The organism is Rhodoglobus galactosidasius (assembly GCF_054957775.1).
This window is the reverse complement of sequence record NZ_JBQIAV010000010.1, coordinates 59,242-84,669: the sequence shown is the minus strand read 5'-3', so window position 1 is coordinate 84,669 and position 25,428 is coordinate 59,242. Positions and strand designations below refer to the sequence as shown.

The 25,428-nt window shown below is 61.6% G+C and carries 25 protein-coding genes; 9 read left to right on the top strand and 16 right to left on the bottom strand.

What is annotated here, in order from left to right:
- The first annotated feature begins 56 nt into the window (after positions 1-56).
- The 4 genes from ACTJJW_RS12875 to ACTJJW_RS12860 all read left to right on the top strand — a co-directional run bounded on the left by ACTJJW_RS12875 (position 57) and on the right by ACTJJW_RS12860 (position 3,233).
- Positions 57-968: an ABC transporter ATP-binding protein gene (locus tag ACTJJW_RS12875; RefSeq protein ID WP_462645269.1), complete on the top strand. Its 912-nt coding sequence runs from the start codon at positions 57-59 to the stop codon at positions 966-968.
- Positions 965-1,849, top strand: a complete 885-nt coding sequence (locus tag ACTJJW_RS12870; protein WP_462645267.1) for an ABC transporter permease — start codon at positions 965-967, stop codon at positions 1,847-1,849. The genes ACTJJW_RS12875 and ACTJJW_RS12870 overlap by 4 nt, the downstream gene beginning before the upstream one ends.
- Before the next feature lie 278 nt (positions 1,850-2,127).
- The gene (locus ACTJJW_RS12865) at positions 2,128-2,802 is read left to right on the top strand and encodes a hypothetical protein (RefSeq protein ID WP_462645265.1); all 675 of its coding nucleotides are present in this window, start codon (positions 2,128-2,130) and stop codon (positions 2,800-2,802) included.
- 35 nt (positions 2,803-2,837) lie between these two features.
- The gene (locus ACTJJW_RS12860; protein WP_462645263.1) at positions 2,838-3,233 is read left to right on the top strand and encodes a GntR family transcriptional regulator; all 396 of its coding nucleotides are present in this window, start codon (positions 2,838-2,840) and stop codon (positions 3,231-3,233) included.
- 20 nt (positions 3,234-3,253) lie between these two features.
- On the opposite strand, the gene ACTJJW_RS12855 is transcribed toward ACTJJW_RS12860, so the two are convergent.
- Together ACTJJW_RS12855 and ACTJJW_RS12850 are read right to left on the bottom strand one after the other, a co-directional pair.
- Positions 3,254-4,066 (bottom strand): aldo/keto reductase, encoded by an 813-nt coding sequence (locus ACTJJW_RS12855; protein WP_462645261.1) that lies wholly within the window; start codon positions 4,064-4,066, stop codon positions 3,254-3,256.
- A gap of 72 nt (positions 4,067-4,138) precedes the next feature.
- Positions 4,139-7,609: a proline dehydrogenase family protein gene (locus ACTJJW_RS12850; RefSeq protein WP_462645259.1), complete on the bottom strand. Its 3,471-nt coding sequence runs from the start codon at positions 7,607-7,609 to the stop codon at positions 4,139-4,141.
- Positions 7,610-7,736: 127 nt separating this feature from the next.
- On the opposite strand from ACTJJW_RS12850, the gene ACTJJW_RS12845 reads away from it, so the two are divergent.
- Positions 7,737-8,630, top strand: a complete 894-nt coding sequence (locus ACTJJW_RS12845; RefSeq protein ID WP_462645257.1) for a LysR substrate-binding domain-containing protein — start codon at positions 7,737-7,739, stop codon at positions 8,628-8,630.
- A 113-nt stretch (positions 8,631-8,743) separates the two neighbouring features.
- Here the strand turns inward: ACTJJW_RS12845 and ACTJJW_RS12840 are convergent, their stop codons facing one another.
- The 13 genes from ACTJJW_RS12840 to ACTJJW_RS12780 all read right to left on the bottom strand — a co-directional run bounded on the left by ACTJJW_RS12840 (position 8,744) and on the right by ACTJJW_RS12780 (position 21,477).
- Positions 8,744-9,088 (bottom strand): hypothetical protein, encoded by a 345-nt coding sequence (locus tag ACTJJW_RS12840; RefSeq protein WP_462645255.1) that lies wholly within the window; start codon positions 9,086-9,088, stop codon positions 8,744-8,746.
- Between the two features lie 160 nt (positions 9,089-9,248).
- A complete protein-coding gene (locus ACTJJW_RS12835) occupies positions 9,249-10,220 on the bottom strand; it encodes a sensor histidine kinase (RefSeq protein WP_462645253.1) in 972 nt (323 codons plus the stop codon).
- Complete coding sequence (locus ACTJJW_RS12830; RefSeq protein WP_462645251.1) at positions 10,217-10,942, bottom strand: response regulator transcription factor; 726 nt, start codon at positions 10,940-10,942, stop codon at positions 10,217-10,219. Before ACTJJW_RS12830 ends, ACTJJW_RS12835 begins: the two co-directional genes overlap by 4 nt.
- A gap of 67 nt (positions 10,943-11,009) precedes the next feature.
- On the bottom strand, positions 11,010-11,558 hold the full coding sequence (locus ACTJJW_RS12825; RefSeq protein ID WP_462645249.1) for a thioesterase family protein: 549 nt from the start codon (positions 11,556-11,558) through the stop codon (positions 11,010-11,012).
- Positions 11,559-11,625: 67 nt separating this feature from the next.
- Positions 11,626-12,534, bottom strand: coding sequence for an endonuclease/exonuclease/phosphatase family protein (locus ACTJJW_RS12820; protein WP_462645247.1), 909 nt, complete (start codon positions 12,532-12,534; stop codon positions 11,626-11,628).
- Between the two features lie 9 nt (positions 12,535-12,543).
- Entirely contained in the window at positions 12,544-13,383 is an 840-nt protein-coding gene (locus tag ACTJJW_RS12815) for a hypothetical protein (protein ID WP_462645245.1), read from the bottom strand.
- Positions 13,376-14,461 carry a hypothetical protein gene (locus ACTJJW_RS12810; protein WP_462645243.1) on the bottom strand — a complete coding sequence of 362 codons (1,086 nt, stop codon included), beginning with the start codon at positions 14,459-14,461 and terminating at the stop codon, positions 13,376-13,378. The genes ACTJJW_RS12815 and ACTJJW_RS12810 overlap by 8 nt, the downstream gene beginning before the upstream one ends.
- A gap of 210 nt (positions 14,462-14,671) precedes the next feature.
- A complete protein-coding gene (locus tag ACTJJW_RS12805) occupies positions 14,672-15,607 on the bottom strand; it encodes a DNA-3-methyladenine glycosylase family protein (RefSeq protein ID WP_462645241.1) in 936 nt (311 codons plus the stop codon).
- Positions 15,608-15,689: 82 nt separating this feature from the next.
- Complete coding sequence (locus tag ACTJJW_RS12800; RefSeq protein ID WP_462645239.1) at positions 15,690-16,718, bottom strand: LacI family DNA-binding transcriptional regulator; 1,029 nt, start codon at positions 16,716-16,718, stop codon at positions 15,690-15,692.
- Between the two features lie 55 nt (positions 16,719-16,773).
- Positions 16,774-18,189 carry a GH1 family beta-glucosidase gene (locus tag ACTJJW_RS12795; RefSeq protein WP_462645237.1) on the bottom strand — a complete coding sequence of 472 codons (1,416 nt, stop codon included), beginning with the start codon at positions 18,187-18,189 and terminating at the stop codon, positions 16,774-16,776.
- Positions 18,190-18,227: 38 nt separating this feature from the next.
- Positions 18,228-19,073 (bottom strand): carbohydrate ABC transporter permease, encoded by an 846-nt coding sequence (locus ACTJJW_RS12790; protein WP_462645235.1) that lies wholly within the window; start codon positions 19,071-19,073, stop codon positions 18,228-18,230.
- On the bottom strand, positions 19,070-20,044 hold the full coding sequence (locus ACTJJW_RS12785; RefSeq protein WP_462645233.1) for a carbohydrate ABC transporter permease: 975 nt from the start codon (positions 20,042-20,044) through the stop codon (positions 19,070-19,072). Before ACTJJW_RS12785 ends, ACTJJW_RS12790 begins: the two co-directional genes overlap by 4 nt.
- Before the next feature lie 155 nt (positions 20,045-20,199).
- Positions 20,200-21,477, bottom strand: coding sequence for an ABC transporter substrate-binding protein (locus ACTJJW_RS12780; protein WP_462645231.1), 1,278 nt, complete (start codon positions 21,475-21,477; stop codon positions 20,200-20,202).
- A gap of 212 nt (positions 21,478-21,689) precedes the next feature.
- Between ACTJJW_RS12780 and ACTJJW_RS12775 the strand changes: the two genes are divergently transcribed.
- Positions 21,690-22,091, top strand: a complete 402-nt coding sequence (locus ACTJJW_RS12775) for a hypothetical protein (RefSeq protein ID WP_462645229.1) — start codon at positions 21,690-21,692, stop codon at positions 22,089-22,091.
- 16 nt (positions 22,092-22,107) lie between these two features.
- Here ACTJJW_RS12775 and ACTJJW_RS12770 read toward each other — a convergent pair whose 3' ends face one another.
- Positions 22,108-22,359 carry a helix-turn-helix domain-containing protein gene (locus ACTJJW_RS12770; protein WP_462645227.1) on the bottom strand — a complete coding sequence of 84 codons (252 nt, stop codon included), beginning with the start codon at positions 22,357-22,359 and terminating at the stop codon, positions 22,108-22,110.
- A 28-nt stretch (positions 22,360-22,387) separates the two neighbouring features.
- On the opposite strand from ACTJJW_RS12770, the gene trhO reads away from it, so the two are divergent.
- From trhO to ACTJJW_RS12755, 3 genes are read left to right on the top strand one after another with little or no spacing between them, the layout of a single operon-like run.
- Complete coding sequence (gene trhO, locus ACTJJW_RS12765) at positions 22,388-23,275, top strand: oxygen-dependent tRNA uridine(34) hydroxylase TrhO (protein ID WP_343923292.1); 888 nt, start codon at positions 22,388-22,390, stop codon at positions 23,273-23,275.
- Positions 23,276-23,325: 50 nt separating this feature from the next.
- Positions 23,326-24,351, top strand: a complete 1,026-nt coding sequence (locus tag ACTJJW_RS12760) for a 6-phosphofructokinase (RefSeq protein WP_462645225.1) — start codon at positions 23,326-23,328, stop codon at positions 24,349-24,351.
- A gap of 34 nt (positions 24,352-24,385) precedes the next feature.
- On the top strand, positions 24,386-25,375 hold the full coding sequence (locus ACTJJW_RS12755; RefSeq protein WP_462645223.1) for an MDR family oxidoreductase: 990 nt from the start codon (positions 24,386-24,388) through the stop codon (positions 25,373-25,375).
- Positions 25,376-25,428: the final 53 nt, after the last annotated feature.

Below are 25,428 nucleotides of genomic sequence, written 5' to 3'. Positions count from 1 at the left end.
CAAGATCATCCGCCCGGAGGACGCTGGTGGCTAACAGGGCCGCTACAATTGAAGACATGATTGAAATTCAAGGATTGACCAAGAGGTACGGCGCCAAGACCGCCGTCGATAACATCACCGCGACTATCCGTCCCGGGCTGGTTACCGGGTTCCTCGGCCCGAACGGCGCCGGCAAGTCCACCACGATGCGCACCATCATCGGACTCGATCGCCCAGATTCTGGCACCGTCATCGTGAACGGAAAACGCTACGCCGAGCACCGCAACCCCATGCACGAAGTCGGCGCACTGCTCGATGCCAAGGCAATCCACACCGGGCGCAGTGCCTACAACCACTTGCTCGCTATGGCTGCAACGCACGGCATCGGCAAAGCTCGCGTGCATGAAGTGATCGCAATGACCGGACTAGAGTCTGTCGCGAAGAAACGCGTCGGCGGATTCTCTCTCGGTATGGGCCAGCGCCTCGGAATCGCTGCCGCGCTTCTCGGCGACCCACAAACACTAATCCTCGATGAGCCAGTCAACGGCCTCGACCCCGAAGGCGTCATGTGGGTGCGCAAGCTCACGAGACACCTCGCATCGCAGGGTCGCACGATCTTTCTTTCCTCCCACCTCATGAGTGAGATGGCTCAAACCGCAGACCACCTCATCGTGCTCGGGCGCGGCCGCATCATCGCGGATGCCCCTGTGAGTGAGATTCTGGCTATCGCAGCGGGCACCGCTGTGCGCGTGCGCACACCCCAGGCCGCCGAGCTGGCCAATCGGCTTTCCGGCAGCGACGCGACAATCACCAACATCGAAGGTGACCTTCTGAACGTTGCAGGTCTGGCATCCGCTCAGATCGGTGAGGCAGCAGCTCAGGCTGGCATTGTGCTGCACGAACTCACTCCTCTGGCCGCCTCCTTGGAGGACGCCTACCTAGAACTCACGCAAGACGACGTCGAATACCATTCGGAGGTTTCCCGATGACCAACTCCACCCTTGAGGCTTCCCACGCTTCGACAAGTCACCGCACAACAGGTCTAAGCTTCCCCCGCGTTGTGCGCTCGGAGTGGATCAAACTGCGTACTCTGCGGTCTACCCGGTGGTCGTTCGCGATCTTCGTACTGCTCACGGTGGGTTTCGGTCTTCTGCTGGCGGCTACCTTCGACAACGCAAACGGTCCGGCACTTGACCTTGAATCGCAGAAATCCTTCACCGTGATGGTGGCAACGCTCGGTGTGAACTTCACGCAGCTTGTTGCGGCAGTGCTTGGCGTGCTCATCATCAGCGGTGAGTACACGACGGGCATGATCCGTTCCACATTCGCTGCGGTTCCCGCCCGGCTGCCAGCGCTCTTCGCAAAAGCGCTGGTTCTGGCAGTAGCTACGTTCGTGGTGAGCCTTGTCTCGATCTTGGTGACGGCGCTCGTGACGGTGCCGATACTCTCGAGCAAGGGCATTGACCCACAGCTTCTGGATGGCGAAGTGCTGCGTGCTCTCGTTGGTGGGGCCGGTTACCTGACCCTCATTGCCCTGCTGGCCTTCGCGTTCGGCGCGATCCTGCGCAACAGCGCCGGCGGCATTGCGAGTGCGCTTGGACTCATCTTGGTGGTGCCGACCGTGCTCGCGATCGTCTCAAGCATCACCCAGGCCACCTGGATCCAGAACCTCTCGGTGTTCCTGCCGTCCAGTGCCGGCGCGCTCATGTTCTCCATCGGTGACGGCACCCTCGCTGGAGGTCCGCCAGCCGGGCTGACCGCTCCGGACGTGCTCACCCTCGACCCCACGCAGGGCTTCCTAGTGCTGGTGGGCTGGGTTGTGGTGCTGCTCGCCGCTGCGGCCATGCTCATCAAGCGTCGCGACGCCTAGGGTTTTCAACTGTGCAGGATTCGCTCGTCTCCTCTAGTCGCGTAACTATCGCGGCTGAAGGAGACGAGTGGCACAGGACTGACCTAGTGGCGCCCGCGTCGTTGGCAGCACAATGGGGAGATGCACAAGAGCACGCGTTCGACTCAGGTCGACGTTCGCCCGTACCGACCTGAGGATGCGTGTTGTTGACGGCCAGCTGCGCAGTCCGCTGACCGGCGAGTGGTTCGCTACGCAGGGTTCACTTCAGCTATCAATACGAAGGCCGTTAGCTGCGGCAATTGAGACCCACTGCAGACCGCGAACCGAAGGACTTTCCCCCGCCACCGACCGTCGATTCCGCAGCAGAAATGTTTGGGGCTCCAGTGATCGGGTTCACCAAACAGTCTTCCCTGTCCGAACTCGGGGTAGGAACCATTGGCTCATCCAAGAACGGGAGTGCGGTCATCCTTGAATCCGTGGCTATCAGCTACACGCTGTGGAGAAACCCTAAGGACCCGAGCGATCCAATCAACCTTGCAGACTTGAGCGACCAAGAACGCGACTCGTTGCAGCAAGAGCCGGTCAAACCGATGCCCGAGTGGATGCTTGAACACCGGAGACTCGCGCGCTACCCAGCGTTATGGGAGGCGGTGATGACCACCCGCGTGCTCAATGTGGAATGGCAAACACCGGAGTCGGTTTTGGTTATGCACACGAACCACATCCTGATGAATACGTTTCGCGAGCAACGTGTGGTGGGCGGCTTCCCCGGGAACCTTGATTCGCCCGTCGCCGAGCAACACATCGAACGGGCAATGGTGACGGTCGACGGTAGTGAAGTTCCGGGTTTGCATATCGATACCGACCCAAACGTCTACGCGGTCGGAGTTGACCTCGGCGATCGCATACTGACCGCGGTAGTGGCACGTGATCATCTTCCGCACGTCGTACTCGCCTTCGGGACACGCATCTGACGTCGTCCCAGCAACCCCGTGTGAGAGAATCGAGCATGGCTGATTCGTGGCGTCGCACACCGACCGAAAGTGCTGTGACTTTCGAGATCGATACCTCTGCGTCCATTCCGCCGTTTGAGCAGATCAAAGCTCAAGCCATCGCCCAGATCGCCAGCGGCGAACTGCTCGCCGGCACCAAGCTTGCTACCGTGCGGCAACTCGCCAGCGACCTCGGCATTGCCCCGAACACTGTGGCACGCGCCTACCGCGAACTCGAAGCCGACGGCTTTCTTCGCTCACGCGGCCGCAACGGCACCGTCGTCAAAGCACGCCCCGGCGATGCCGCGGCCCGACTCCAGCTCGAAGCCAAGGTCTACGCCGACCGCGCTGCCGAACTCGGCGTGAGCGCCGATGAAGCCCTGCGCTTCGTCAGTATCGCCCTCAAGCGCTAGCGATACCTCGGATGCGCTAGCTAGTGCCCGATGACGTCGGAGTCGACGCCTGACCCCGGAATGTCGATTGCCGCTATCGCTTCGAGGTCCCGCGAATCCAGCTCGAAATCAAAGATCGCAATATTGTCGGCCAACCTCTCAGGGTTGATCGACTTCGGGATCGCGACGAGCCCATTTTGCAGGTGCCAACGCAGCGCGATCTGAGCTGCTGAACGTTCGTGCTTTTCCGCAATTTCGAGCAACACGGGCTGGTCGAGAACGCCCTTGATCGGGCTCCACGCCTCCGTGACGATCCCGCGGGAGTCGTGGTACGCGCGCTCGGCCAGGCGAGCGTTGGTCGGCGACAGGTCAACCTGATTGACTGCGGGAACAGTGGTTGCAGCATCCGAGAGCACATCAAGGTGGGCTGGCTTAAAGTTTGAGACGCCGATCGAGCGGGCAAACCCTTCGGCTTTCAGCTTCTCAAAAGTGCGCCACGTCGAGAGGAACTCACCGAGTTCTGGCCGCGGCCAGTGAATCAGTAGCAAGTCAACGTATTCAAGATCAAGGCGTTCGAGGCTGCCGCGGAGCCCGTCAATGGCGCGGTCATCACCCTGAAAGTCGCCGTCGAGCTTGGTCGTAACGAACAACTCATCGCGATCAATACCGCTGCGCCGGATGCCCTCGCCAACGCCAACTTCGTTGCCGTAGCGCACGGCGGTGTCGATGTGGCGGTAGCCGAGTTCGATCGCTGTCGGAACGACGATTGCAACTTCGGCATCACTCAGGGGCCAGGTGCCGAGGCCAAGCTGGGGAATGCTGTGGCCGTCGTTCAGCGGTATCGAAGGAATCATCCTCTTAGGCTAAACGACGGCCACCATATTTCACCGAGACGCGCTGCGTGCGCGACCCGGTTACCTACGTTGTTAGACCTCGAGCGCGGCCATGGCCGGGTCGGGGTTTCCGAAGCGGTGTGCGGTGATCGACAGCGACTGCTCGTGCACGAAGATCAACAGTTCAACGCGTCCCGAAGTCGTAACCGGCCCCGACCAAACGGAGACATCGGGGTGGCCCTCAACAGCCTCGGCCAAGTCGATTGGTGAACCACCGATGAGGCGAACGCGGCTCGTGTTGAGCTCGTCGCGAGCAACACGCTCGATCCATCGAGCATCCGACTCCACAACAATTTCGGCGACCGATACTGCAGCGTTGCCCGACTCGAACGATTCGGTGAGCAGCGATGGCAGCGGAACGGCCGAGCTGATGTAAAGGGTCGAGCCAACGCGAGCGGCACCGGCGATGAGACGCACCAGGTGGCCGAGCGGCTCTCCTTCAGACAGGCGGATCGTGACCGGCACCGGACGGTAGCGGAAGACGTTGCGCTCCACACCGAGGTCGGAGACGTCGCGGCTGACGCCGAACTCAGCTTCCCAAGCACGCTGGTCGCTTTCGGCGGCGCGGCGCACACGGTCGAACTCGGCGAACTCCATGCCCGCCTGGGCCTTCTTGATTACCGACGAGACTTCGTCGCTGAGGCCACGAACCTGAATGTCGCGAGCGGTGGGCTGCTCTACGGCTTCCCACTCACCCATTGTCAGCAGGTAGTTGGGGCCACCGGCCTTGGCGCTACGACCGACCGTCGAACGCTTCCAACCGCCGAAGGGCTGGCGGCGAACGATCGCCCCCGTGGTTCCCCGGTTCACGTAGACGTTTCCGGCCTGCACTTCATCGAGCCAGCGAGCTACCTCGGTTGAATCGAGCGAGTGGATGCCCGCAGTGAGTCCGTAATCCACAGCGTTCTGCATCTCGATTGCTTCGGTGAGGTTCTTGGCGCGCATGATGCCGAGAACTGGTCCGAAGTATTCGGTCAGGTGGAATTCACTGCTGGAAGCAACACCGGTACGCACACCGGGAGTCCACTGCTTACCTTCGTCGTCAAGCTGACGAGGCTTCACGAGCCAGCTCTCACCGGAAGCGAGAGTGGTCAGGGCGCCAAGGAGCTTGCCCTGAGCTGCTTCAACAAGGGGGCCCATCGTGGTGAGTGGGTCCTGCGGAAGGCCAACGCGCATCGTACGCACCGAGTCGATGAGCTGGCGCTCGAAGCGCGCGCTCTTGCCGACTGAGCCCACCAAGATCACGAGCGATGTTGCCGAGCACTTCTGTCCAGCGTGACCGAAGGCGCTCTTGGTGACATCCGCAACCGCGAGGTCGAGGTCTGCGCTCGGGGTCACGATGATCGCGTTCTTGCCGCTGGTCTCTGCGAGGATCGGCAGGTCGCGACGCCAGGAGCGGAACATTGCTGCGGTCTCCCACGCACCCGTCAGGATGACGCGGTCGACGGCCGGGTCGGCAATCAGTGTGCGACCGAGTTCGCGGTCCTTGAGGTCAACGAGGATGAGCACCTCGCGCGGCACGCCGGCTGCCCACAGCGCTTCGATGACTACTGCAGCACTACGCTGCGAAAGCTTGGCTGGCTTGATGATGACAGCGCTGCCGGCAGCGAGTGCTGCGAGCACGCTGCCTGCAGGAATCGCGACGGGGAAGTTCCACGGCGGGGTAACAACGGTCAGTGCTGAAGGCACGAATTTCGCGTCTTCGATCTTCTCAAGGTCGAGGGCACGCTCAGCGTAGTAGTGCGCGAAGTCAATTGCTTCGCTCACCTCAACGTCACCTTCGGCGATCGTCTTGCCTGCCTCGTGAGCCATGATCTCGATGAGTTGAGCACGCGAGGTCTCGATCGCGTCGCCGGCACGGTGCAGGATTGCGGCACGCTCAGCTGCGGGCATGCCACCCCAGTTGTGTCCGGCGGCATTCGTCGAATCGATGATGCTCTTCATCTGCTCGGTCGTGGTGACAGCGCCAGCCTTGATCGTGTCGATCCCGAGCTGCGAGTCAGCGCTGCGCTCCAGGATTGCCCGGCCCCAGACACGGTTGTCGCCAATGGCGGGGTCGGTGTCTGCGACGTTGTTGAACGGGCGATCGCCGATTAGGGCAGCAGGCTCTGCGCGGTCCTGTACGCGGTTGGATGCCTCAAAAGTGGAGTCCAGGTTCGCCAGCGATGCCAAGAAGCGGTCTTGTTCACGAATGAAGATGTCTTCGTTGCTGGAGAGCTCGAACAGCCCAGACATGAAGTTCTCGGTGCTCGCATTCTCTTCGAGGCGGCGCACGAGGTAGCTGATCGCGGAGTCGAACTCGGTCGGCTGAACGACGGGCGTGTAGAGCAGCAGGCTGCCGACATCGCGCTTGATCGCTTCGGCCTGGCCTGTGGCCATTCCGAGCAGCATTTCAAACTCGATGCCTGCGGTGACGCCACGCTCCTGAGCGAGGTGCCACGCAAAGGCAATGTCGAACAGGTTGTGTCCTGCAACACCGATGCGCACAGCATCCGTGCGCTCAGGGGTGAATGCCCAGTCGAGCATGCGCTTGTAGTGAGTGTCGCTGTCTTGCTTGGTGCCCCAGGTGGCCATCGGCCAGTGGTGGGTTACTGCATCAACGTGCTCCATGGCCAGGTTAGCGCCCTTAACAACGCGCACCTTGATGCTGGCACCACCGCGAGCGCGACGAGCCATCGACCACTCGGTCAGCTCTTGAAGCGCGCCGAGGGCATCAGGCAGATAGGCCTGCAGCACGATACCTGCTTCGAGTTCGAGCAGTTCTGGCTGGTCGAGCAGCTTCTCAAATACCGCGATCGTGAGGTCGAGGTCTTTGAACTCTTCCATGTCGAGGTTGATGAACTTCTTCTCTGGCGACTTGAGCGCGAGAAGGTAGAGCGGGGTGAGGCGGTCGACAACACGGTCTACGGTCTCCTCGAAGGCCCACATGGAAAGCTGTGACACAACCGATGACACCTTGATGGAGACGTAGTCAACGTCATCCCGCTGCAAGAGTGCACGCGTTCCGGCGAGACGATTGTCTGCCTCATCGTCGCCGAGTACTGCTTCGCCGAGGAGGTTGAGGTTCAGGTTCACACCATCGCGACGTAAGTGCGTGAGTGCCTTGTCGAGGTGGGCGGGGGTCGCATCGATGATGAGGTGCCCGACCATGCCGCGGAGCACGCGGCGAGCGATGGGAACGATCACCCAGGGCAGCAGTGGCGCAAAGCCACCACCGACGAGAATGGCGAAGCGGAGGTACCACGGCAGGAACGCCGGAATAATGTGGGTGAGTCGCTCAAGGTTGCGGCCGGCGACGCGCACGTCTTCGGGGCGCACAACAGTGTCGATGAAGCCGAGGGTGAATTCGAGACCGTTGGGATCCTTCAGTACTCCGGCGAGGCGGGTAGCACTCGCATCGGTCGGAAACTCTTCACTTTCTGCCAGCCACCGGCGAACCGTAGTTACCGTTTGGTCGGCAATCTGCTGGTGTGATGCATCGAGGTTGTCGGCAAGAGTTGACATGCTCACGAGAATAGGCCTCCGAACGGGGTAATGGCTGGAACTCTCAGTGTGAACCCCATACTGCCTTTAGCAAAAGCGACGGAATTCGCATGGTTTACGTTAGAATAAATTAACGATTGGTGGAGAAATGCTCGACGTTCGACGACTACGACTTTTGCGCGAACTCAAGCTGCGCGGAACCATCGCCGCGGTAGCCAGCGCACTCAGTTACACCCCCTCTGCAGTCTCCCAACAACTGGCCCTCCTTGAAGAAGAAGCACGGGTTCCACTGCTGGTTAAAGCGGGCCGACGCGTGCAACTCACCCCCGAAGCAGAGCTGCTCGTCGAGCACACCGTTGCCCTCCTCGAACGCCTTGAATTGATGGAAGCGGAGATCCATTCCTCCCTCACCGAAGTGCGCGGAACCGTGCGCTTGGCCGTGTTCCAATCGGCGGCCCTCGGCATCATCCCCCAAGCCCTCAGCGCTATCGCAAACGAACACCCCCAACTGCGCATCGAGATGACCCAGCGCGAACCCGAAAGCGCACTCTTCGAGACCTGGACCCGCGAGTTCGACCTCGTGATCGCCGAACAGTATCCCGGGCACGCAGCACCCCGGCATCCCGACCTCGACATGATCCCGCTTTATGCCGACGAGCTCTCCCTTGCCGTACCCATCGACAGTGGAATCAGCACCCTTGCCGACGCTTCCCGCAGCGCGTGGGTGATGGAACCGCGCGGCACCGCATCCCGTCACTGGGCAGAACAGCAGTGCCGGCGAGCGGGAATCGAACCCGACGTACGCTTCGAAACCGCCGACCTTCAGGCCCACATCCGCCTCGTCGAATCCGGCCACGCGACCGCAATCCTGCCGGGCCTTGTGTGGGGCACCCGCACACCAACTGTCGCGTTGCGCCCCATGCCGGGCCTACCGCGCCGAACCGTTTTCACCTCAGTGCGCGACTCGAGCGTCAGCCGGCCATCAATCGTGGCGTGCCGAGCTGTGCTCGAACAGGTCGTTCAGGCGCTAGCCCCCGAGTAGCGGAACCCTCGACTGACCCACCCGCACGGGTGCTGACCAGTTGTTGCCCGCGACACGACGAAGCGGGCCGCGCCCGAAGGTGCGACCCGCCCGCAAGACGCTGAGCCTGGAGGTTAGTCGGCAGTGCCGTCTTCGACCTCAACGCCGTTTACGTCGTCGCTAGTGTCTTCATTCTGGGCGCCGGGGCCATCATCAGCGGTCTCGCCGTCGCTAGTGCCGTCCTCGACGCCGTCGTCAGCGGTCTCGCCGTCAGTCGTCTCGTTCTCGATGGCATCATCGTCGGCAGTTTCGCCATCGCTGGTGCCGTCCTCGATGCCGTCGTCGGTGCCGTTGTCGGTCTGCTGCACCTGGTTGGTGGGTTGTGGAGCCTGTGCTGCTGCGGTGAGCGTCGCGCCCCCGGCGAGTGCCAGCACGATCGCGAGCGCTGCCCCACCAATTGCCTTGGTCTTCTTCTCCATGAGTTGATCCTTTCGTTGGTATTGGCAGCGGTACTGCGGCCACACAACAACGTTACGAATCTGGCCGTGAGATCAAGATGAGAGTCACAAAGTCGTCAGGCACGGCACAGGCAAGGCGCCGTTGATGTCAGCGAAGCGGGAGGTTAGCGACGCTTAACGATCAGCGAAGCGGAATCCGCAGAGTCACCACTGTGCCGACGCCCAGCTCGGAGCGGATGCCGAGACTCCCACCGTGTGCACGGGCGATCTCGTCAACGAGCGCGAGCCCGAGACCGTGTCCCTCGCGGCTGCGAGCAGCATCGGCGCGCCAAAAGCGATCGCGGGCGTGGGCGAGATCGGCGGCAGACATCCCGATTCCAGTGTCCCGAACCTCGATGACTGCGCTCGTGCCGAGCACGTGGGCGCTCACGCGCACCGTCCCTTCTGCTGGGGTGAACTTGCGCGCGTTGTCAATGAGGTTGCTGATCGCTCGGCGCAGCAACTCTTCACTGCCACGTGCTCGCACGCTGGTGGGCTCAGTTCCGAGCCCACCCACTGCCGGATCGACGGTGATGGGTGCAAGGGCGGGCTGTCGAGCGGATGCCTCGGTAACGACCTCTGCGACCAGAACGTCAATCTCGACCTCGGTAAATGACTCGGCAAGTTCGTTCGAATCCCCCCGCGAGAGTAGGAGGAGGTCGTTCGTGAGCCGAACCAACCCGGCGGTCGCGTCAGCAGCCACACGGATCGCCCGCTCATATTCGGCGGGCGTGCGCGAACGGGTGAGTGCGAGTTCGAGTTCGCCTTGGACAACCGCGAGCGGGGTGCGCATTTCGTGCGAGGCCCCATCGACGAACCGCTGCTGTAGTTCGTAGCTGCGACGTACCGGGGCGATCGCCGCGCGCGCCATCAACCAACTGGAGATCGGAACGACCAGCACTAGCGCCGCGTAGATCACGACCAGAGCGCTTCTGAGCGTCTCGAATCCCTGCTCGGCGCCCGCCAAACCGCCCTCACCCTGTACCTCGGCGGTGTCGAAATCGAAGGTGCCGATCACATAGAAGTACACGGCGAGCGCAAACGCCCCGAACAACACAAGCTGCACCGCGGTATAGGCGAGGGTGAGAAGGCGGACTGCGCGGCGGAAGATCATGAACCCAACCCTGACTGCTGGTCCGTCGCGCTGTGTTCGATCACGTAACCCGATCCCCTCCGCGTCTCGATCACATCTGGTTCGCCCCCGGCTGTCAGCTTTTGACGCAGGTAGCGAATGTACGTCTGCACGACGTTGCTAAATCCTTCGTAGTTGCTGTCCCACGCGTGGTCGATGAGTTCGGTGCTGCTGACGATGCGTCCAGCGTTGCGCATGAGGTACTCAAGCACGGCAAACTCCTTGGCCGTGAGCTGAATACGCCGTCCATCACGCTCTGCGGTGCGAGTCGATGCGTCAAGTGTGACACCACTCACGGAAAGCACCGGAGACTGCGCCTGCGGTGAGCGCCGCAGCAGCGCACGCACCCGGGCGAGTAACTCGACAAGGTGGAACGGCTTCACGAGGTAGTCGTCGGCACCCGCGTCGAGCCCCTCAACTTTGGTGCGCATCCCGTCAAGCGCTGTGAGCATGAGCACAGGCACGCTGGTGTCGATTTCACGGATGCGTCGGCATACCTTCATGCCGCCGAGTTCATCGGTGGCGATGCCCGGCCCGGGAAGCATCAGATCAAGCACCACGAGATCGTAGGTGGCATCTACTTCGAACGCCTCGATACCGCCCGGCACATCGTGGGCGACGTGGGTTGCGTACCCTGCCTCGCCGAGGGTGCGCCGAATCACGTCGGCGAGGCGCACGTCGTCCTCAATGATCAACACCTTCATGCCGCCCCCTCTCGCCTGAGGCTACCGCTGCCCGAATGAGATCCACGTGAGAGAGGTCTCGGCGCGCCTACTCCCAGACGCTGGGGGCCTCAACGCGACTGACGGGCAGCGCAACATGGTTGGCCCACTCCTGAACCCAGTCGGGCATTGCGGGTGCCGGGGCATCCCATCCGATGGTCTCCAGCAGTTCGGCAACGCTTACTGTGCCGCCTGATTTCTTCAAGAACCGCGCGCGGGTCATCGCCTGCGCATAGACCTGGCCCTCAACAACGAATCGCTGCTCAACGAAGACAGCCTTCTCGTCGTAGCCAACAACGCGCGTCTCGAGATCGAACTTCTTCCACAGGTCAAGAGACTTGCGAAAGCTGATGGTCTCATTAGCCATCACGGGGTAGTAACCCTTGGCTGAGAGCTTCTGCCAGCTTCCGGCGCGAATCAGCAGGTCCATGCGCCCAAGATCCATGATCGAGAAGTACACACCGTTGTTCATGTGGCGCAGTACATCGATATCGGTCGGCAGCACCCGAAACGACAGACTTCCGACGTCCCTGACGCCCAACGGCGAACGACGCGGGCTGAGGATGCGATGAAAGATGGTGCGGAAGATCAGGTTCACGTCATCACATTATGTGAATCGTGATCGACTCTGTAAATCGTTTGTGCGGAACCTCTAGTGAGTTGCCCTATTCATCCCCGGTAAGTCGCACCACGGCCTGCACCGGCGCATGGTCCGAGGGCCACCCGTCTTCGTACCGTGTGACGTTGATGCCCGCTTTCCCCGTGGTGATGCCGGGCGTTGCGAGAATCCAGTCGATCCGTTTACGGTCATGCCTCGGCGGGCCATAGTTGGGGAACGTCCCCCACACCTGCGTGAGACGTTTCTCCGTCGTGTCCCACGTGTCGACGAGCAAACCTTGACCGGTGAGCGCATCGTACGGGTCAGTGTCAGCATCCGTATTGAAGTCGCCGGTCATGATCGTGGGATGTGGTGACGCCTGCACAATGTTTCTCAGTGCGTCGGCGGAGCGCAGCCGCGAGGTTCGAGATTTGTGATCGAGGTGGGTGTTCACGGCCTGGAGCTGGATGCCGGTGGCGAGGTCAAGGAAGATCGCCTCAACCACGACGCGGGGGGTGCGGTTACCCCAGGAGGTCGAGCCCGGAACATTGGGGGTGTCGGAAAGTGCGGTCTGTCGCCACTCGACTACCTGCAGGCGCCGCGAGTCATAAAAGATGGGGCAACCTTCGCCGCCGGTGTTCTTTTCTCGACCGTATCCGATCGAGCGATAATGCTCCCCCAGCGCCTGACGCACAAACTTGGCCTGATGGAAGAGGGCTTCCTGCACGCCGAGCAGCACCGGCTGCTCGGCGGTAAGTAGACGTTTCAGCAGGGGCTGGCGGTGTTTCCAGAGGTCGGGGCTGCGCGGCATAAGCTTCGGGATACAGCGACGGATGTTGTAGGTCATCACATGAAGACCCGGAGCCTCGACAGGACCGATCAGGGCGCTACCGCTAGGCGGGAACGCCAATTGGGGCTCGCGCTCTGGCGCCAACGCCGAGAGACGTCTCGGCCGTCGGCTTGAGCTGCCAGTCATATTCCCAGTTTATGGTGCGGCCTGGAGTTCCCGCGATATCACATCAAGCTCATCCAGCAGATCCTGTGCCAGAAGGCTCGCGCTCTCAGACACCGCAACAGGATCGCCAACGATCTCTTCGGCTGCGCCGGCCATCCGGCTACCAGTAGCATCCGGTCCATCGGCGAGCAGCACCCGCAGCAGTTCCACAGCCTCACGAGTTGTCGGTTCGCTGATTGGTGTCGCGAGAAGGGTCGTGAAATCGCGGGCCAATAGTTCTGTTTCTATGGCGACCAGCATCCGGTAGATATCGTGAGCATCTTTATTGTCGAGGCGTGAGGGAACACCGATTCGATCCTTGATCTTGTGCAGCTTCGCGACGATCAATGCCGCTGGTCCGGCAATCGAGATGACGAATTTGCGTGAGTCTGTGGCGGGATCGAGCGCTTCGAGCGTACGTTTTGAGTTGTCAACGAGTGCGGCTTCGAGACCCCTCGCACGTCGCATCGACTTCGAGTTGTGGGGTGGCGCATTGACGCTGCGTCGACCAGAGCCCGCGACTGCATCCGGAATCATCAGGTCCACCGGAACCCCGTTGCCAGCGAGCCACGTTCCAACGGCGCTTTCGCGCGGGTCTGCGCTGAAGCCTGCAGCCATCATTGCGTCCTCGATGAGGGGATCGCTGCCCAGAAGGTCCGGGTCGATAGCGAGATCGCCGTCGGTCGTGAACTCGGCGAGGGCAACTTTCGCATCTCCGGTGTGCTGGTAAACGGCTTGTGCCCCAACGAGGATCACCGCATCGAGATGCTCGTGCAGTGCCTCGAGCGCGTCGAGGAGTGCGGTTCGCGCCATCACCACTTCATTAGCCATGACGCCACTCACTTTCGTTTTTTTGCATCCATTCGATCAATGCTTCGCCTTCGGCTGGTTCTCGGCCGGGTCCGTTGAGAAGATCGGAGGCGACCTGCGTGATCGCGGCGAGGGTGATTCCGTTTGTACCCTTTTTCGTGTTCTCGAAGACGACGTCATTGGGCTGTTTAGGTTCTACCAGGAAAACGTTTGGTGCCGTCGTGTTTGGGCGGAGGCCCCATTCCGTAGCAGCCAATTCGATAGACGGAACATAGATGTAGGCTGCCTTAGTCGGTGCATACTGAACCCATTCTTGGGCGGCGAGGGAACCTGTCACTGCATATCGTTGATCCAGCCCGTTACTCAATCTCTTTTCGAGCGCTTCGACACCGCGCGGCTCGAGGAACTGCGCCACACGATTCGTTGTGGAGAGTGGGGAGTCTTTGCTCCATGCGCGCAGCAGCATCTCCCAGTTCTCCACGAGATACTCGTCGCCCTGCTTCTCAACATGTCCCTCAAGCTGCAGGTAGTCGAGCACACGGTAGGTCGCCCCGGTTGATGCGCCCGACGTTTCGATGAGATCACGTATGCGCCATCCCCGCCGATAGTCGAGCAACACGCGCACGACCCGTGCGGCTGGGTCACCTTTGAGTGTCCCTCTCGGACGGCCGGTACCACGCCATGGATCTCGATCCTCGCCGCGGTCGGCAAGGTAGATCGCGGGTGATGCGCCGGTGATGCGCATGTTACCGGTGGCATCAACGTAGGAGATTCCCTGTTCGGTGAGGGCCTCGCGAACCGGGGGCGAGAGATAGCGACCGGCGAGTACTGGCACATCACCTAGACCGCTGATCGCCCGTATCCGTTCGGCAATCTGGGAAACGTCACGGCGATCCACCACTTTCTTGCCTTCGATGACGAGTGTGATTTCCCTGCCATCTGGCGCTGTGATGCAAATGGACGCATCGACCCGCGGGCCTGCAGTGTCTCGCGTCTCAGTGCCGGGTACACTTTTCCATCCGCTGGGCAATCGATCCACAACTAGCGCCACAGCGCGACGGACGACTTCTGTGGTCGACTGGGGATCGCTGTCCTGCATGAGTACCTCGTTCGGGGATCACCACTGTTCTGTCGACAGCGGAATACGGATGTTTCGTGAACATTCTATACAGATTGTTCAGAAAATACTAGCGTTCCGCTGGCACCGGAACTAACTAGATTCATGAATAGAAGGCCGCAAGCCTCGGCAGGGCGAATGCAACTCGGCTGAAGAAGGACCCAGCGCTCTAGGCTGCGCGCACGCTCACCGCTAGTGCCCCCGGTGATCCTGAATCGTCATCCGCGGCCCAAACATGGGCTTGCGAAAGCCGGATGCCGTGATGAGTCGCACGACGCGTTGGCGGTGGCCGCGCCAGGGTTCCAGGAGCTCGAGCATCCGGTCATCATCAACAGGTTCGCCAATCAGCGCCCAACCCACGACCGCAGCCAGATGGTAGTCGCCAACGCTGGGGCTATCGGGGTCGGCATGGGAGCGTTGCATGGTTTCGGCGGCCGTCCACACGCCAACGCCCACGATTGACCGCAACGCGCTCTCAACTCGCGCCCCGCCACGGCCCCAGTCGGCGGTGCGCTCCAAGGATGCCGCAACCTGAGTCGCGCGCATCACGGCTGCCGAACGCTGAGGTCCGACTCCCGCACGGTGCCACTCCCACGACGGAATCTGGGCCCAGCCCTTCGGCGGCGGCACAACCCGCATTCCGGTCGGCGCAGGCCCCGGAGCGGGCGAACCGTGCTTAGTGACGAGGATGCGCCACCCCCGCTTCGCCTCAATGCCCGTGACTTTCTGCTCAAGAATGGCCATCACGAGCGCCTCAAACACGAGCTTGGTCCGGGTCAACCTCAGGCCAGGGTTCTGGCGTTGCGCCTCGGCGGCGAACGGGAGCGTGGAGATATCGAAATCACTCCAGTTGTCGCCCTCCCCCAACAGCTCGGGAACACTCTCGATCGCCCACTCAGCTCCGGCGCCCCACGCGGTGCAGTCCACCTGCGACTGCTGCTGCACGAGGTGCAAAGTCGCCGGTCCTGCGGGGGTGAGCATCGTTCGCCAGGTTCCCGTGGCATCCACTCGCATCGTCGGATCGCCAGCACCGCGCTTGAGCGGTTGCAGGGTTGCGCGCACATCAACCGCACGCACGGGCGCAAAGCGAGTGCGCACGGGCTGGTCCGTGGCGAGCGCAAAGTTCATTGCTTGGAGAGTACTCGGTGCCTCCGATAACGCATTTGCGGTCGCGCTGCATAACGCGGTCGGTCCGCGCGAGGCTGCTGGCCTACGCGGAGTCGCGCACCACAAGGTACGTCGGCATGATGGTGCGGTGCGGAACGGTCGTGTCTCCACTCAGCAGCCGCAGCAGTGTGTCTGCCATGGCGAAGCCCATCTCTTCAGACGGCTGACTCACTGTCGTGAGAGGCACGGCGGCGGATGCCGCAGCCGGGCTGTCATCGAATCCCACGATGGCCACATCCCGCGGCACGGCGCGCCCCTGCTCGCGCAGAACATCAAGCACGCCTGTTGCCATGAGATCGCTCGCTACGAACAGGGCGTCGATGTCAGGGCAGTGCTCAAGCAGCTTGCGGGTGGCTGACGCAGCTCCGGCGACCGAGAAGTCGGCGTGCTCGATGGCATCCGTGGCGAGACCAGCACGCGTGAGAGTGCGGAGGAACCCAGTAAGTCGGTCAATGCCGGCGGACATGTCGATTGGTCCGGTGATCGAGCCGATACGACGACGACCGATGTCGAGCAAGTGTTGGGTGCCCGTCTCGGCGCCCGCGGCGTTGTCAACGTCGATGAAATACGCATCCGTGTCGTCATCATCCTCGGGGCGCCCACCGAATACGACCGGCATGGTTGTTTCGAGTTCGGCCACGAAGTCATCGCCTGTGTGGTGCGAGATGACTAGGGCCCCATCAGCGCTGCCCGAACGCAGGTAGCGCATGGTCTTATGCCGAGGGTCGCTTGAGGCGACGAGCAGGTTGAGTGTGTAGTCACTCTCATCGAGCCGACGAGTGATCCCCTGAACGATCGCCGCGAAGTACGGGTCCCCGAAGAATCGGGTCATGTCCTCGGGTACGACGAGGGCCAGTGCCTGGGTTCGGCGGTTGGCAAGCGAGCGAGCGGCTCGGTTGGGCATGTAGTGGAGAAGCTCGATCGCGGTGTTCACGGCGGCGACGATTTCCGGGTTCACCTTTGTCGATCCATTCACCACTCGGCTCACAGTCGCCCGCGACACCCCTGCCTCTGCAGCCACCATCTCCAAGGTGGGCTGCGCGGGGCGCTCCTGGCGCACTGAGGTTGTCATGACCCCAGTCTATTTGTGCACACGAGGTGCCCTCTCCATAGTGCAGGCTCGCCCGTTAGGAAAGAGCCCGGTCGCGGATGATTTTCGCGTAGGCCAGACCGCTGTCCTTGATCGTGCGTTCTTGCGTTTCGTAGTCGACCCGCACAATACCGAAGCGCTTCTCGTAGCCCCACGCCCACTCGAAGTTGTCGAGCAGCGACCAGTAGAAGTAGCCGTGCACGTCGACCCCCTCATCGATGGCGTCAAGGATCGCCCCCAAGTGTGACCGGAGGAACTCGGTGCGTTCGACATCCCGCACCCCGCCATCCGCATCAACGGTGTCATCGTAGGCGGCGCCATTTTCGGTGACGTAGAGCTTCGTACCTGCCGGCCGAGCGTATTCGCTATCGACGCGAGCCAACAGTTCGCGCAGACCGTCGGGCTGCACCTCCCAGTTCATTGCGGTCAGCGGGAGTCCCTGCGGGTGGTTGAAGACGCCGTCGGCCGCGGGGAACGGGGAACTTGTTGCCCGGTCGGTGGGGGCTTCACCCAGCAGTGGATGTTCGGCTGGCCGGTCGCTCACCAACTCGCCATGGTAATAATTCACGCCCAGGGCGTCGATCGGTTGATTAATCTGGTCGAGGTCTCCGTCGTGAATGACGTCGGTGAGACCCAGGCCCGCAACATCTTGAAGCAGGTCGTCGGGGTAGGCTCCGCGAAAAATTGGGTCGAGGAAGAATCGGTTGAACTGTCCGTCGATGCGACGGGCAGCATCCACATCGCCGGGGCTGGCAGGATCGACGGGCTTGGCAACAGTCAGGTTGAGAGTGATGCCGAGTTCGAGCTTCGGGTCGCGTTCACGCAGCGCTTCGACAGCGAGACCGTGTCCAAGCAGGAGGTGATGGCCAGCGACGAGCCCTGCCTGCTTGCTCTGTCTGCCGGGCGCGTGAACACCCGCCGTGTAGCTGAGGAAGGAGGAGCACCAGGGTTCGTTGAGCGTCGTCCACACATCGACGCGATCGCCGAGGACATCGTGCACGTTGAGCGCATAGTCGCGGAAGAGGAATGACGTGTCGCGGTTGGCCCAGCCACCCTTATCTTCGAGCGCCTGGGGCAGGTCCCAGTGGTGCAGGGTCAGCCACGGCTTGATACCCGCAGCGAGCAGTTCGTCGACGAGGCGCGAATAGAAGTCGAGCCCCTTCGGATTGACCGGGCCGCCGTCGGGCTGCACGCGCGACCACGACGTTGAGAAGCGGTAGGTCTGCAACCCCAAGTCCTTCATCAGAGCCACGTCATCGCGATAGCGGTGGTAGTGATCGCACGCGATCTCGCCACTTTCTCCGTTGATCACGGCCCCAGGAACGCGACTAAATGCATCCCAGATCGAATCTGTTCGACCATCCTCGTGGGTCGCGCCCTCAATTTGGTAGGCAGCCGTAGCCGCACCAAAGAGGAATCCTGCGGGGAAGGCGCGGGGGTCGGTAGTAGTCATGTTCTCATTCTTAGTCACTGTCGAATACTCCTGCATGGTCATCCCTTGACCGCGCCCTGCATGATTCCGGCAACCAGTTGCTTGCCGAGGAAGATGAAGACGAGGATCAGCGGGATGATCGAGAGCACGACGCCGGCGAGCACGAGCGAGTAGTCGACGTAGTGCGCGGCCTGCAGCTGCTGCAGCGCGACGGGCAACGTCGGGTTGCCGGGGTCGAGCACGATGAACGGCCAGAAGAAGTTCGTCCACGTGGCGATGAAGGTGAACAGCGCCAGCATCGCTGCGGCCGGGCGCGCGGCGGGGAGACCAACGTGCCAGAAGCTACCGATCATCGACGCCCCGTCCATTCGCACCGCTTCAATGAGCTCGTCGGGAAGCGCATCGCGCAGGTACTGGGTCATCCAGAACACGCCGAATGCGGTCACCATGGCTGGCGCAATGACAGCCCAGAGACTTCCCGTCCAGCCGAGGCGAGACATGACGATGAACAGAGGAACGATGCCCAGCTGCGTCGGCACGGCCATAGTCGCGATGACGAAAATCAGCAGGCCTTCCCGCCCGCGAAATTTCAGCTTGGCGAACGCATAGCCTGCGAGAGTCGAAAACACCACGACACTGAGCGCGACACTGGACGAGACAATGATGCTGTTCATCAGAGCGGTCCAGAACGGGATGGTGTCGATCACTTTGGCGGCGTTGGCGATGAAGTTGCCGCCCGGAATCCAGTTGATGCCGTTCTGATTGATTGCAGCAGCGTCTTGGCTGCCGATCAAGAACGACCACCAGATGGGGAACGCTGAGCCGAAGAGCACAGCGATCAGGATTCCGTAGACCCAGAATCCCGGGCGCCGGTCGTGGCCGCCGCCCTGACGGTTCTTATTCATCGGTTGCCCTTCGTACGGATACGCCGTTCGGTGGAGCCGGCAATCCTGCGGGTGATCACGAAATTCAGAATGGCGATCACGATAATCACGAGAAAGAGCAGCCAGGCCACGGCCGATGCACGGCCAAAGTTGCGCTGGCCCCAGCCGAGCTCATAAATGTAGAGGGTGAGCGTCTGCCACTGACGGTTGGCTCCGCCCTGGCCTGCTTGGTCGAACATCCGCGGCTCATCGAAGATCTGCAGTCCGCCGATTGTCGAGGTGATGATGACGAAGATGATCACGGGACGCAGCAGCGGAACGGTGATCGACCAGAAGGTGCGCAGCCGATTAGCCCCATCGATAATCGCGGCCTCGTAGTAGTCGCGGGGAACGGCCTGCATGGCGGCAAGGAAGATGAGGGTGGTGTAGCCGGTCCAACGGAAGTTGACCATGGTGGCGATCGCAAGATGGCTCGGGATGACATCAACGTGCCAGCGGATTGCGTCAATGCCAAGGCCGCCAAGAATTTCGTTAATCAGCCCGAACCGGTCTCCGAAGAGGTTGCTGAAGATGAGGGCGACCGCGACAGGGGCGACGACGTAGGGCAGTAGTACACCCATGCGCCACAAAGTCTTTGCGCGCAGGTTGTAGTCGAGGAACGCGGCGATGCCCATCGCGAGGAGTACCTGCGGAACGCTGGAGAACAGGAAAATGCTGAAGGTGTTGCGCAGCGAGGTCCAGAAGTACGACTGGCTGAGCACCGTGACGTAATTATCGATGCCGACGAACTCGCCCTGACCGCCAATCAGGTTCCAGTCGTGCACCGAGACCCACGCCGTGTACAGCAGAGGAAACAGCCCGACCAGTGCGAAGAGAATGAAGAAGGGCGAAATGTAGAGGTAAGGAGAGAAGCGCACATCCCACCGGCTGAGACGGTGATTGAGGGCAATGCGGCGGATGCTCCGGGCATCCACGTCGATCGCGGCGGTCATCGGTTGTCCTTACGTTTCGCGGTCGTGGGGCGCGGTGGTGGGCGCTCTAGTCGAGCGCCGGTGGTGCGGCGCCTGCGGTGTGGCGCGGGTGGTCGAGCATCGGTGGTCGAGCTTGTCGAGACTTGCCCGAGGCCCGACCACCGAAGTGTCGCTACTTAGCCAAGCGACTTCACGTCAGTCTCGAACTGTGCCCAGGACTCGTCGGCCGACATCAGGCCGTCTTCAACCCGAGTGATCGCCTGCTGCATGGCATCGTTGATCGCGAAGTACTTCGCGCCCTTGAACGGTGTTACGTCAACGGCTGCGGCCCGGTTGGCAAGAATTTCACCGGTCGGCGCATTGTTGAAGAACTCGTTCGTGGCACCGAGAAGTTCGTCGCTCGCAAGAGCGTCGATCTGGCTCGGGAAGGTTCCCTTCGAAGCGAACGCACTGAGCTGCTGCTCAGGGGCGGTGAGCCAAGCTGCGAGCTTTTGGGCTTCTTCTTGGTTCTTCGACTGGGTCGGTACGGTCAGGTACGAGCCGCCCCAGTTGCCTCCGCCACCGGGGAACGTGTCAGCGATGTCCCACCCGGCAACGCCGTCAGCGTTTCCGGAGATTACGCCGAGCATCCAGCCTGGGCAGAGCATGGTCGCGAAGCCGTCATTCTGGAAGCTGGCGGTCCAGTCATCGCTCCACTGCGAGAGGTGCGCTGAAAGCGAGCTGCTGGCGGCGAGAACGCTGTCATAAGCCTTGCGAACCTCGGGGTTTTCGGTGGCAATGACGGTACCGTCATTTTCCTCGTAGGCGTTCGGGATCTGGTTGACGACACCCTGCCAGGTTGCTCCGGCGGAGTCGAACCAGGGGACGTTCGTACCAGCAGAGACGAACTTCTCGCCGGCAGCATAGTAGCTGTCCCAGCTAGTCCCGAGCATGTCGGCAACCTCGGCGCGATCCGTGGGCAGGCCAGCTGCCTTGAAGAGGTCTGCGCGGTAGCAAACAGCCTCTGGACCGATGTCGGTGCCGTAGCCGATGAGACGACCGTCGGCATCCGTCGCTGCCTTTTCTTTCCAGTCCAGCCAGCGACCGTCGACATCGGCGGAAGCCAAGTCGATGAACTGGTCGGAGTACTGCAAGAGTTCAGGCAACCAGTCGACCTCGATAGCTTCGATGTCGCTGAGTCCGCTGCCGGCAGCGAGGCGAGTCGTGAGGTTGTCGCGTGCCTCGTTGGTCGTTGCGGCCTTCTTGTGCTTGATCGTCACGTTCGGGTTTGCCTCCTCGTACTTAGCGAAGAGGTCGTCATAACCGAATTCGTTGAACGTGGCGACGGTCAGTGTGACATCGCCACCGGCCGACGTAGCTGAGTCGGTGCCTGCCGAACAGCCTGTGGTGATGAGGGCGATGGATGCTGCGCCGGCGACGACGACGACGAATTTTGTGCGCGGGAAACGCTTCACGGTCACTCCTTTGTGTGTGCGGGTGGTGCCTGGATGGGATGTGGTGATCCTCGGAGAGCTCTGCTGAAATTCTGCGAGAGCGCTCTCACAAGTGTGAGAGTTACGTTAGGGGACTGTCGCTGTAATTGTCAAGAGAGCGCTCTCACAAACTCACAACTCCACCGAGTCGTGGCATCTAGAACGTGGGCCACCTTTGACGTAGAGTTTCACTCATGATGTGGATATTCGTAATGACATCGTTGGGTGCCAGCTTGGGAATTTTTCAGGCGCTCGCGACCGTGCCCCGGATGCGCGCATTGCCGATGGTGAGCGGATTCGTTTTGATCGCCTACTTGGTGGTCTGGCCCAACATTCAGCCGAACCGAGAACTTACACCGTGGGTAGGTTACGGCGCCGCGATGGCGTTCGTGGTGACCATCGTGGTCGTGAGTAGCCTGTACGCCGCTCACCTCTGGGCCCAGCTTTTCCCCGAAGCGCAGCTGACCTATTGGCAATTCGTCGCACGAGACCTCACCCGTCCGAGCTACCTTCGTCAGCAGTACGCTTCAATGCTCGCCGAGCGTGAGGACACACGCGCACTCTGGAACTACAGAGAGAGCGAACCCGCGGACTAAGGAGTAAACGAATGAGTCAGGTCCGGTCACGGCGACCAGCTCGAGCCGCGAACGCGTCGAGCGCTCGAAGGATTTCGTCTACCCGCCAGAAACGTCCCTGGCGGTGGATCTTGAATCCCTGCAGCACGCCCGCCTCGACCAATTGGTCGAGGTAACGGTAGACGTTGCTCGCACTCACCCCGAGTTCGTCGGCGATGATGTTCGCGTTCAGAGAGTCGCCATCAACACTCCCGGTGAAGACGTGAAGGATATGCGCTGCCGCCGCCACACCCAGCCAACAGCCGTAAACTTGCCCCGTGGCTGTTCCTAAGATCCTTCTCTTCTACGTGTTCACGCCGCTGGCCGACCCTGAGGCTGTGCGGTTGTGGCAGCGCGACCTCTGTGAGTTTCTCGGGCTCGGCGGTCGCATCATCCTCTCCAAAGATGGCATGAACGGCACCGTCGGCGGCGAGCTGCGCGACGTGAAGCGCTACATCCGCAAAACGCGTGAGTACCCGGCGTTCAAAAACATCGACTTCAAATGGAGCGAGGGCATCGGCAACGACTTCCCACGTCTGAGCGTGAAGGTGCGCGACGAGATCGTCAGCTTCGGTGCTCCCGGCGAACTTCAGGTTGACGAAAACGGTGTCGTCGGCGGTGGCACGAAGCTCAGCCCCGAAGAGCTTCACGAGCTCGTTGCCCGCAAAGACGTCACCTTCTTTGACGGCCGCAACCCCATCGAAGCCGCGATCGGCAAGTTCACTGATGCGATAGTTCCGGATGTTGACACCACCCGCGACTTCGTCGCCGAACTCGACAGTGGCAAGTACGACCACCTCAAAGACACGCCGATCGTCACCTACTGCACTGGCGGCATCCGCTGTGAAGTGCTCTCCTCTCTCATGCGCAGTCGCGGATTCGGCGAGGTCTACCAACTCGATGGCGGCATCGTTCGCTACGGCGAAAAATATGGCGACTCCGGCCTCTGGAATGGATCGCTCTACGTCTTCGACAAGCGCATGGCGATCGACTTCACGGCAGACACCCCAGCCATCGGTCGCTGTTACCAGTGCGGTGCAGCCACCAAGCGAATCGAAAACTGTCACATTCTGTCGTGCCGCGAGCAGTTTGTCGTGTGCGACGAACACGCACCGACCACAGCCTGTGCCGCGCATCCGATCGCCGCAGCAGTCGCTATCGTCTAGTTCTGAAGCCCGTGGCTCGGATTACAGCCAAAATGCGCCATGATAGTTGCATGAAGATTGGGATCCTGACCAGCGGTGGCGACTGCCCCGGGCTGAACGCGGTAATCCGTGGCATTGTGCTGAAGGGCACTCAGGTCTACGACAAAGAGTTCGTCGGATTCCGAGACGGTTGGCGCGGCGTCGTAGAAGGCGACATCATGCCCCTCGAACGCAAAGACATTCAGGGCATCTCCAAACAGGGTGGAACCATCCTGGGCACCTCGCGCACCAACCCCTTCGAGGGCACCAACGGTGTAGACACCGTGCGCGAAAACATGAAGCGACTCGGCGTCGACTCGCTCATCGCGATCGGTGGCGAAGGCACCCTCGCTGCTGCCAAGCGGTTGACGGATGCCGGCATCAAGATTGTCGGAGTCCCCAAGACTGTCGATAACGACCTTTCCGCCACCGACTACACGTTCGGCTTCGACACTGCCACCCAGATCGCCACCGATGCCATGGACCGCCTGCGCACCACCGGTGACTCCCACGGCCGCTGCATGGTCGCCGAGGTAATGGGTCGTCACGTCGGTTGGATCGCCCTGCACTCGGGCATGGCCGCCGGCGCACACGCCATCCTCATTCCTGAACAGAAGACCAGCATGGATCAGATCGTGGAGTGGGTTACTTCCGCTCGCGATCGCGGTCGCGCTCCCCTCATCGTTGTCGCCGAAGGATTCACCCTCGACACCATGGACGACGCCCACTCCGAGCGTGGCCTCGACGCCTTCGGGCGCCCCCGACTCGGCGGAATCGGCGACCAGCTAGCACCCGAGATTGAAGCTCGCACGGGACTCGAAACTCGATCGACCACGCTTGGTCACATCCAGCGCGGTGGAACACCCAGCGCCTATGACCGCGTGCTCGCCACCCGCTACGGCATGGCGGCAGTCGACGCGGTCATCCACGGTCGTTGGGGTCGCATGGTGTCGCTGAGCGGAACCGAGATCACCAACGTCGCATTCGAGGATGCCCTGGGCAAGCTCAACACGGTGCCGCAGTCGCGGTACGACGAGGCATCAATTCTCTTTGGCTAAAGCGATATTCAGCCTGTAGTCCTAGGCTGGCAGCATGTGGCGTGGAATCGAAGTAACCAAGAACGGGTCCGACCCGAAAGCTCCGGCGCACGTCGAGCTTTCTGAGCAACTGGATGACAGCATCCTGATGCCGGGCGACGTCACGATCGATGTCGAGTTCTCAAGTCTCAACTACAAAGACGGCATCGCCCTCACGGGCAGGCCAGGCATCGTTCGCGAGTCTCGCCTCATCGCGGGGATCGACCTTGTCGGGGTCGTTTCGGCATCCGACGATCCGCGCTTTAGTGCTGGTCAGCGTGTACTTGTCAATGGCTGTGGGCTCAGTGAAACCCACCATGGTGGTTACGCGGAACGCGCGCGTGTTCCCGGCGACTGGGTGATTCCCGTGCCCGAAGGAATCAGCAATAAGCAGGCGGCCGCAATTGGCACAGCCGGGTTCACGGCGATGCTCTCGGTGCTCGCCCTCGAACGTGGCGGCGTCACGGGAGACGTGCTCGTCACCGGTGCGGCCGGCGGTGTTGGGTCTATCGCGATCGCCCTACTCAGCCGACTCGGCTTCAGCGTGACGGCATCGACCGGTCGCAGCAGCGAACACGACTACCTGCGTCAACTGGGCGCCACGACGATCATCGATCGCGCCGAACTCAGTGCTGAGCCTCGCGCACTCATGAAGCAGCGCTGGAACGGTGCCATCGATGCTGTCGGCGGCGCGACCCTCGCCTCCGCGATCGCCGCCACCCAGTACGGCGGAACAGTGACCGCGTGCGGCAACGCTCAGTCAAGCGACCTACACACGAGCGTGATGCCGTTCATTCTGCGCGGCGTAAGCCTCGTGGGCATCAACTCCGTATTCACTCCACGCGAGCTGCGCCTCGAGGCCTGGAATCGTCTCGAACGCGATCTCGACCTCAGCATCTTGGACGGCACCACATCCGTGATCGGGCTGAGTGACACCATCGCTGCTGGCGAAGACATCATCGCCGGTCGCACCCGTGGCCGCACGGTGGTCGACGTGCGCGCCTAACCGGAGCCGACGTAAGCGACCGCAAGCGAGCGCAAGCGACCAAACACGAGCAC

Bases quoted from the DNA above. Each gene is read 5' to 3' on its own strand.
- ACTJJW_RS12875 (WP_462645269.1), top strand. From the start codon at position 57: ATGATTGAAATTCAAGGATTGACCAAGAGGTACGGCGCCAAGACCGCC.
- ACTJJW_RS12870 (WP_462645267.1), top strand. From the start codon at position 965: ATGACCAACTCCACCCTTGAGGCTTCCCACGCTTCGACAAGTCACCGC.
- ACTJJW_RS12860 (WP_462645263.1), top strand. From the start codon at position 2,838: ATGGCTGATTCGTGGCGTCGCACACCGACCGAAAGTGCTGTGACTTTC.
- ACTJJW_RS12855 (WP_462645261.1), bottom strand. From the start codon at position 4,066: ATGATTCCTTCGATACCGCTGAACGACGGCCACAGCATTCCCCAGCTT.
- ACTJJW_RS12850 (WP_462645259.1), bottom strand. From the start codon at position 7,609: ATGTCAACTCTTGCCGACAACCTCGATGCATCACACCAGCAGATTGCC.
- ACTJJW_RS12845 (WP_462645257.1), top strand. From the start codon at position 7,737: ATGCTCGACGTTCGACGACTACGACTTTTGCGCGAACTCAAGCTGCGC.
- ACTJJW_RS12840 (WP_462645255.1), bottom strand. From the start codon at position 9,088: ATGGAGAAGAAGACCAAGGCAATTGGTGGGGCAGCGCTCGCGATCGTG.
- ACTJJW_RS12835 (WP_462645253.1), bottom strand. From the start codon at position 10,220: ATGATCTTCCGCCGCGCAGTCCGCCTTCTCACCCTCGCCTATACCGCG.
- ACTJJW_RS12830 (WP_462645251.1), bottom strand. From the start codon at position 10,942: ATGAAGGTGTTGATCATTGAGGACGACGTGCGCCTCGCCGACGTGATT.
- ACTJJW_RS12820 (WP_462645247.1), bottom strand. From the start codon at position 12,534: ATGACTGGCAGCTCAAGCCGACGGCCGAGACGTCTCTCGGCGTTGGCG.
- ACTJJW_RS12815 (WP_462645245.1), bottom strand. From the start codon at position 13,383: ATGGCTAATGAAGTGGTGATGGCGCGAACCGCACTCCTCGACGCGCTC.
- ACTJJW_RS12810 (WP_462645243.1), bottom strand. From the start codon at position 14,461: ATGCAGGACAGCGATCCCCAGTCGACCACAGAAGTCGTCCGTCGCGCT.
- ACTJJW_RS12805 (WP_462645241.1), bottom strand. From the start codon at position 15,607: ATGAACTTTGCGCTCGCCACGGACCAGCCCGTGCGCACTCGCTTTGCG.
- ACTJJW_RS12800 (WP_462645239.1), bottom strand. From the start codon at position 16,718: ATGACAACCTCAGTGCGCCAGGAGCGCCCCGCGCAGCCCACCTTGGAG.
- ACTJJW_RS12795 (WP_462645237.1), bottom strand. From the start codon at position 18,189: ATGACTACTACCGACCCCCGCGCCTTCCCCGCAGGATTCCTCTTTGGT.
- ACTJJW_RS12790 (WP_462645235.1), bottom strand. From the start codon at position 19,073: ATGAATAAGAACCGTCAGGGCGGCGGCCACGACCGGCGCCCGGGATTC.
- ACTJJW_RS12785 (WP_462645233.1), bottom strand. From the start codon at position 20,044: ATGACCGCCGCGATCGACGTGGATGCCCGGAGCATCCGCCGCATTGCC.
- ACTJJW_RS12775 (WP_462645229.1), top strand. From the start codon at position 21,690: ATGATGTGGATATTCGTAATGACATCGTTGGGTGCCAGCTTGGGAATT.
- ACTJJW_RS12760 (WP_462645225.1), top strand. From the start codon at position 23,326: ATGAAGATTGGGATCCTGACCAGCGGTGGCGACTGCCCCGGGCTGAAC.
- ACTJJW_RS12755 (WP_462645223.1), top strand. From the start codon at position 24,386: ATGTGGCGTGGAATCGAAGTAACCAAGAACGGGTCCGACCCGAAAGCT.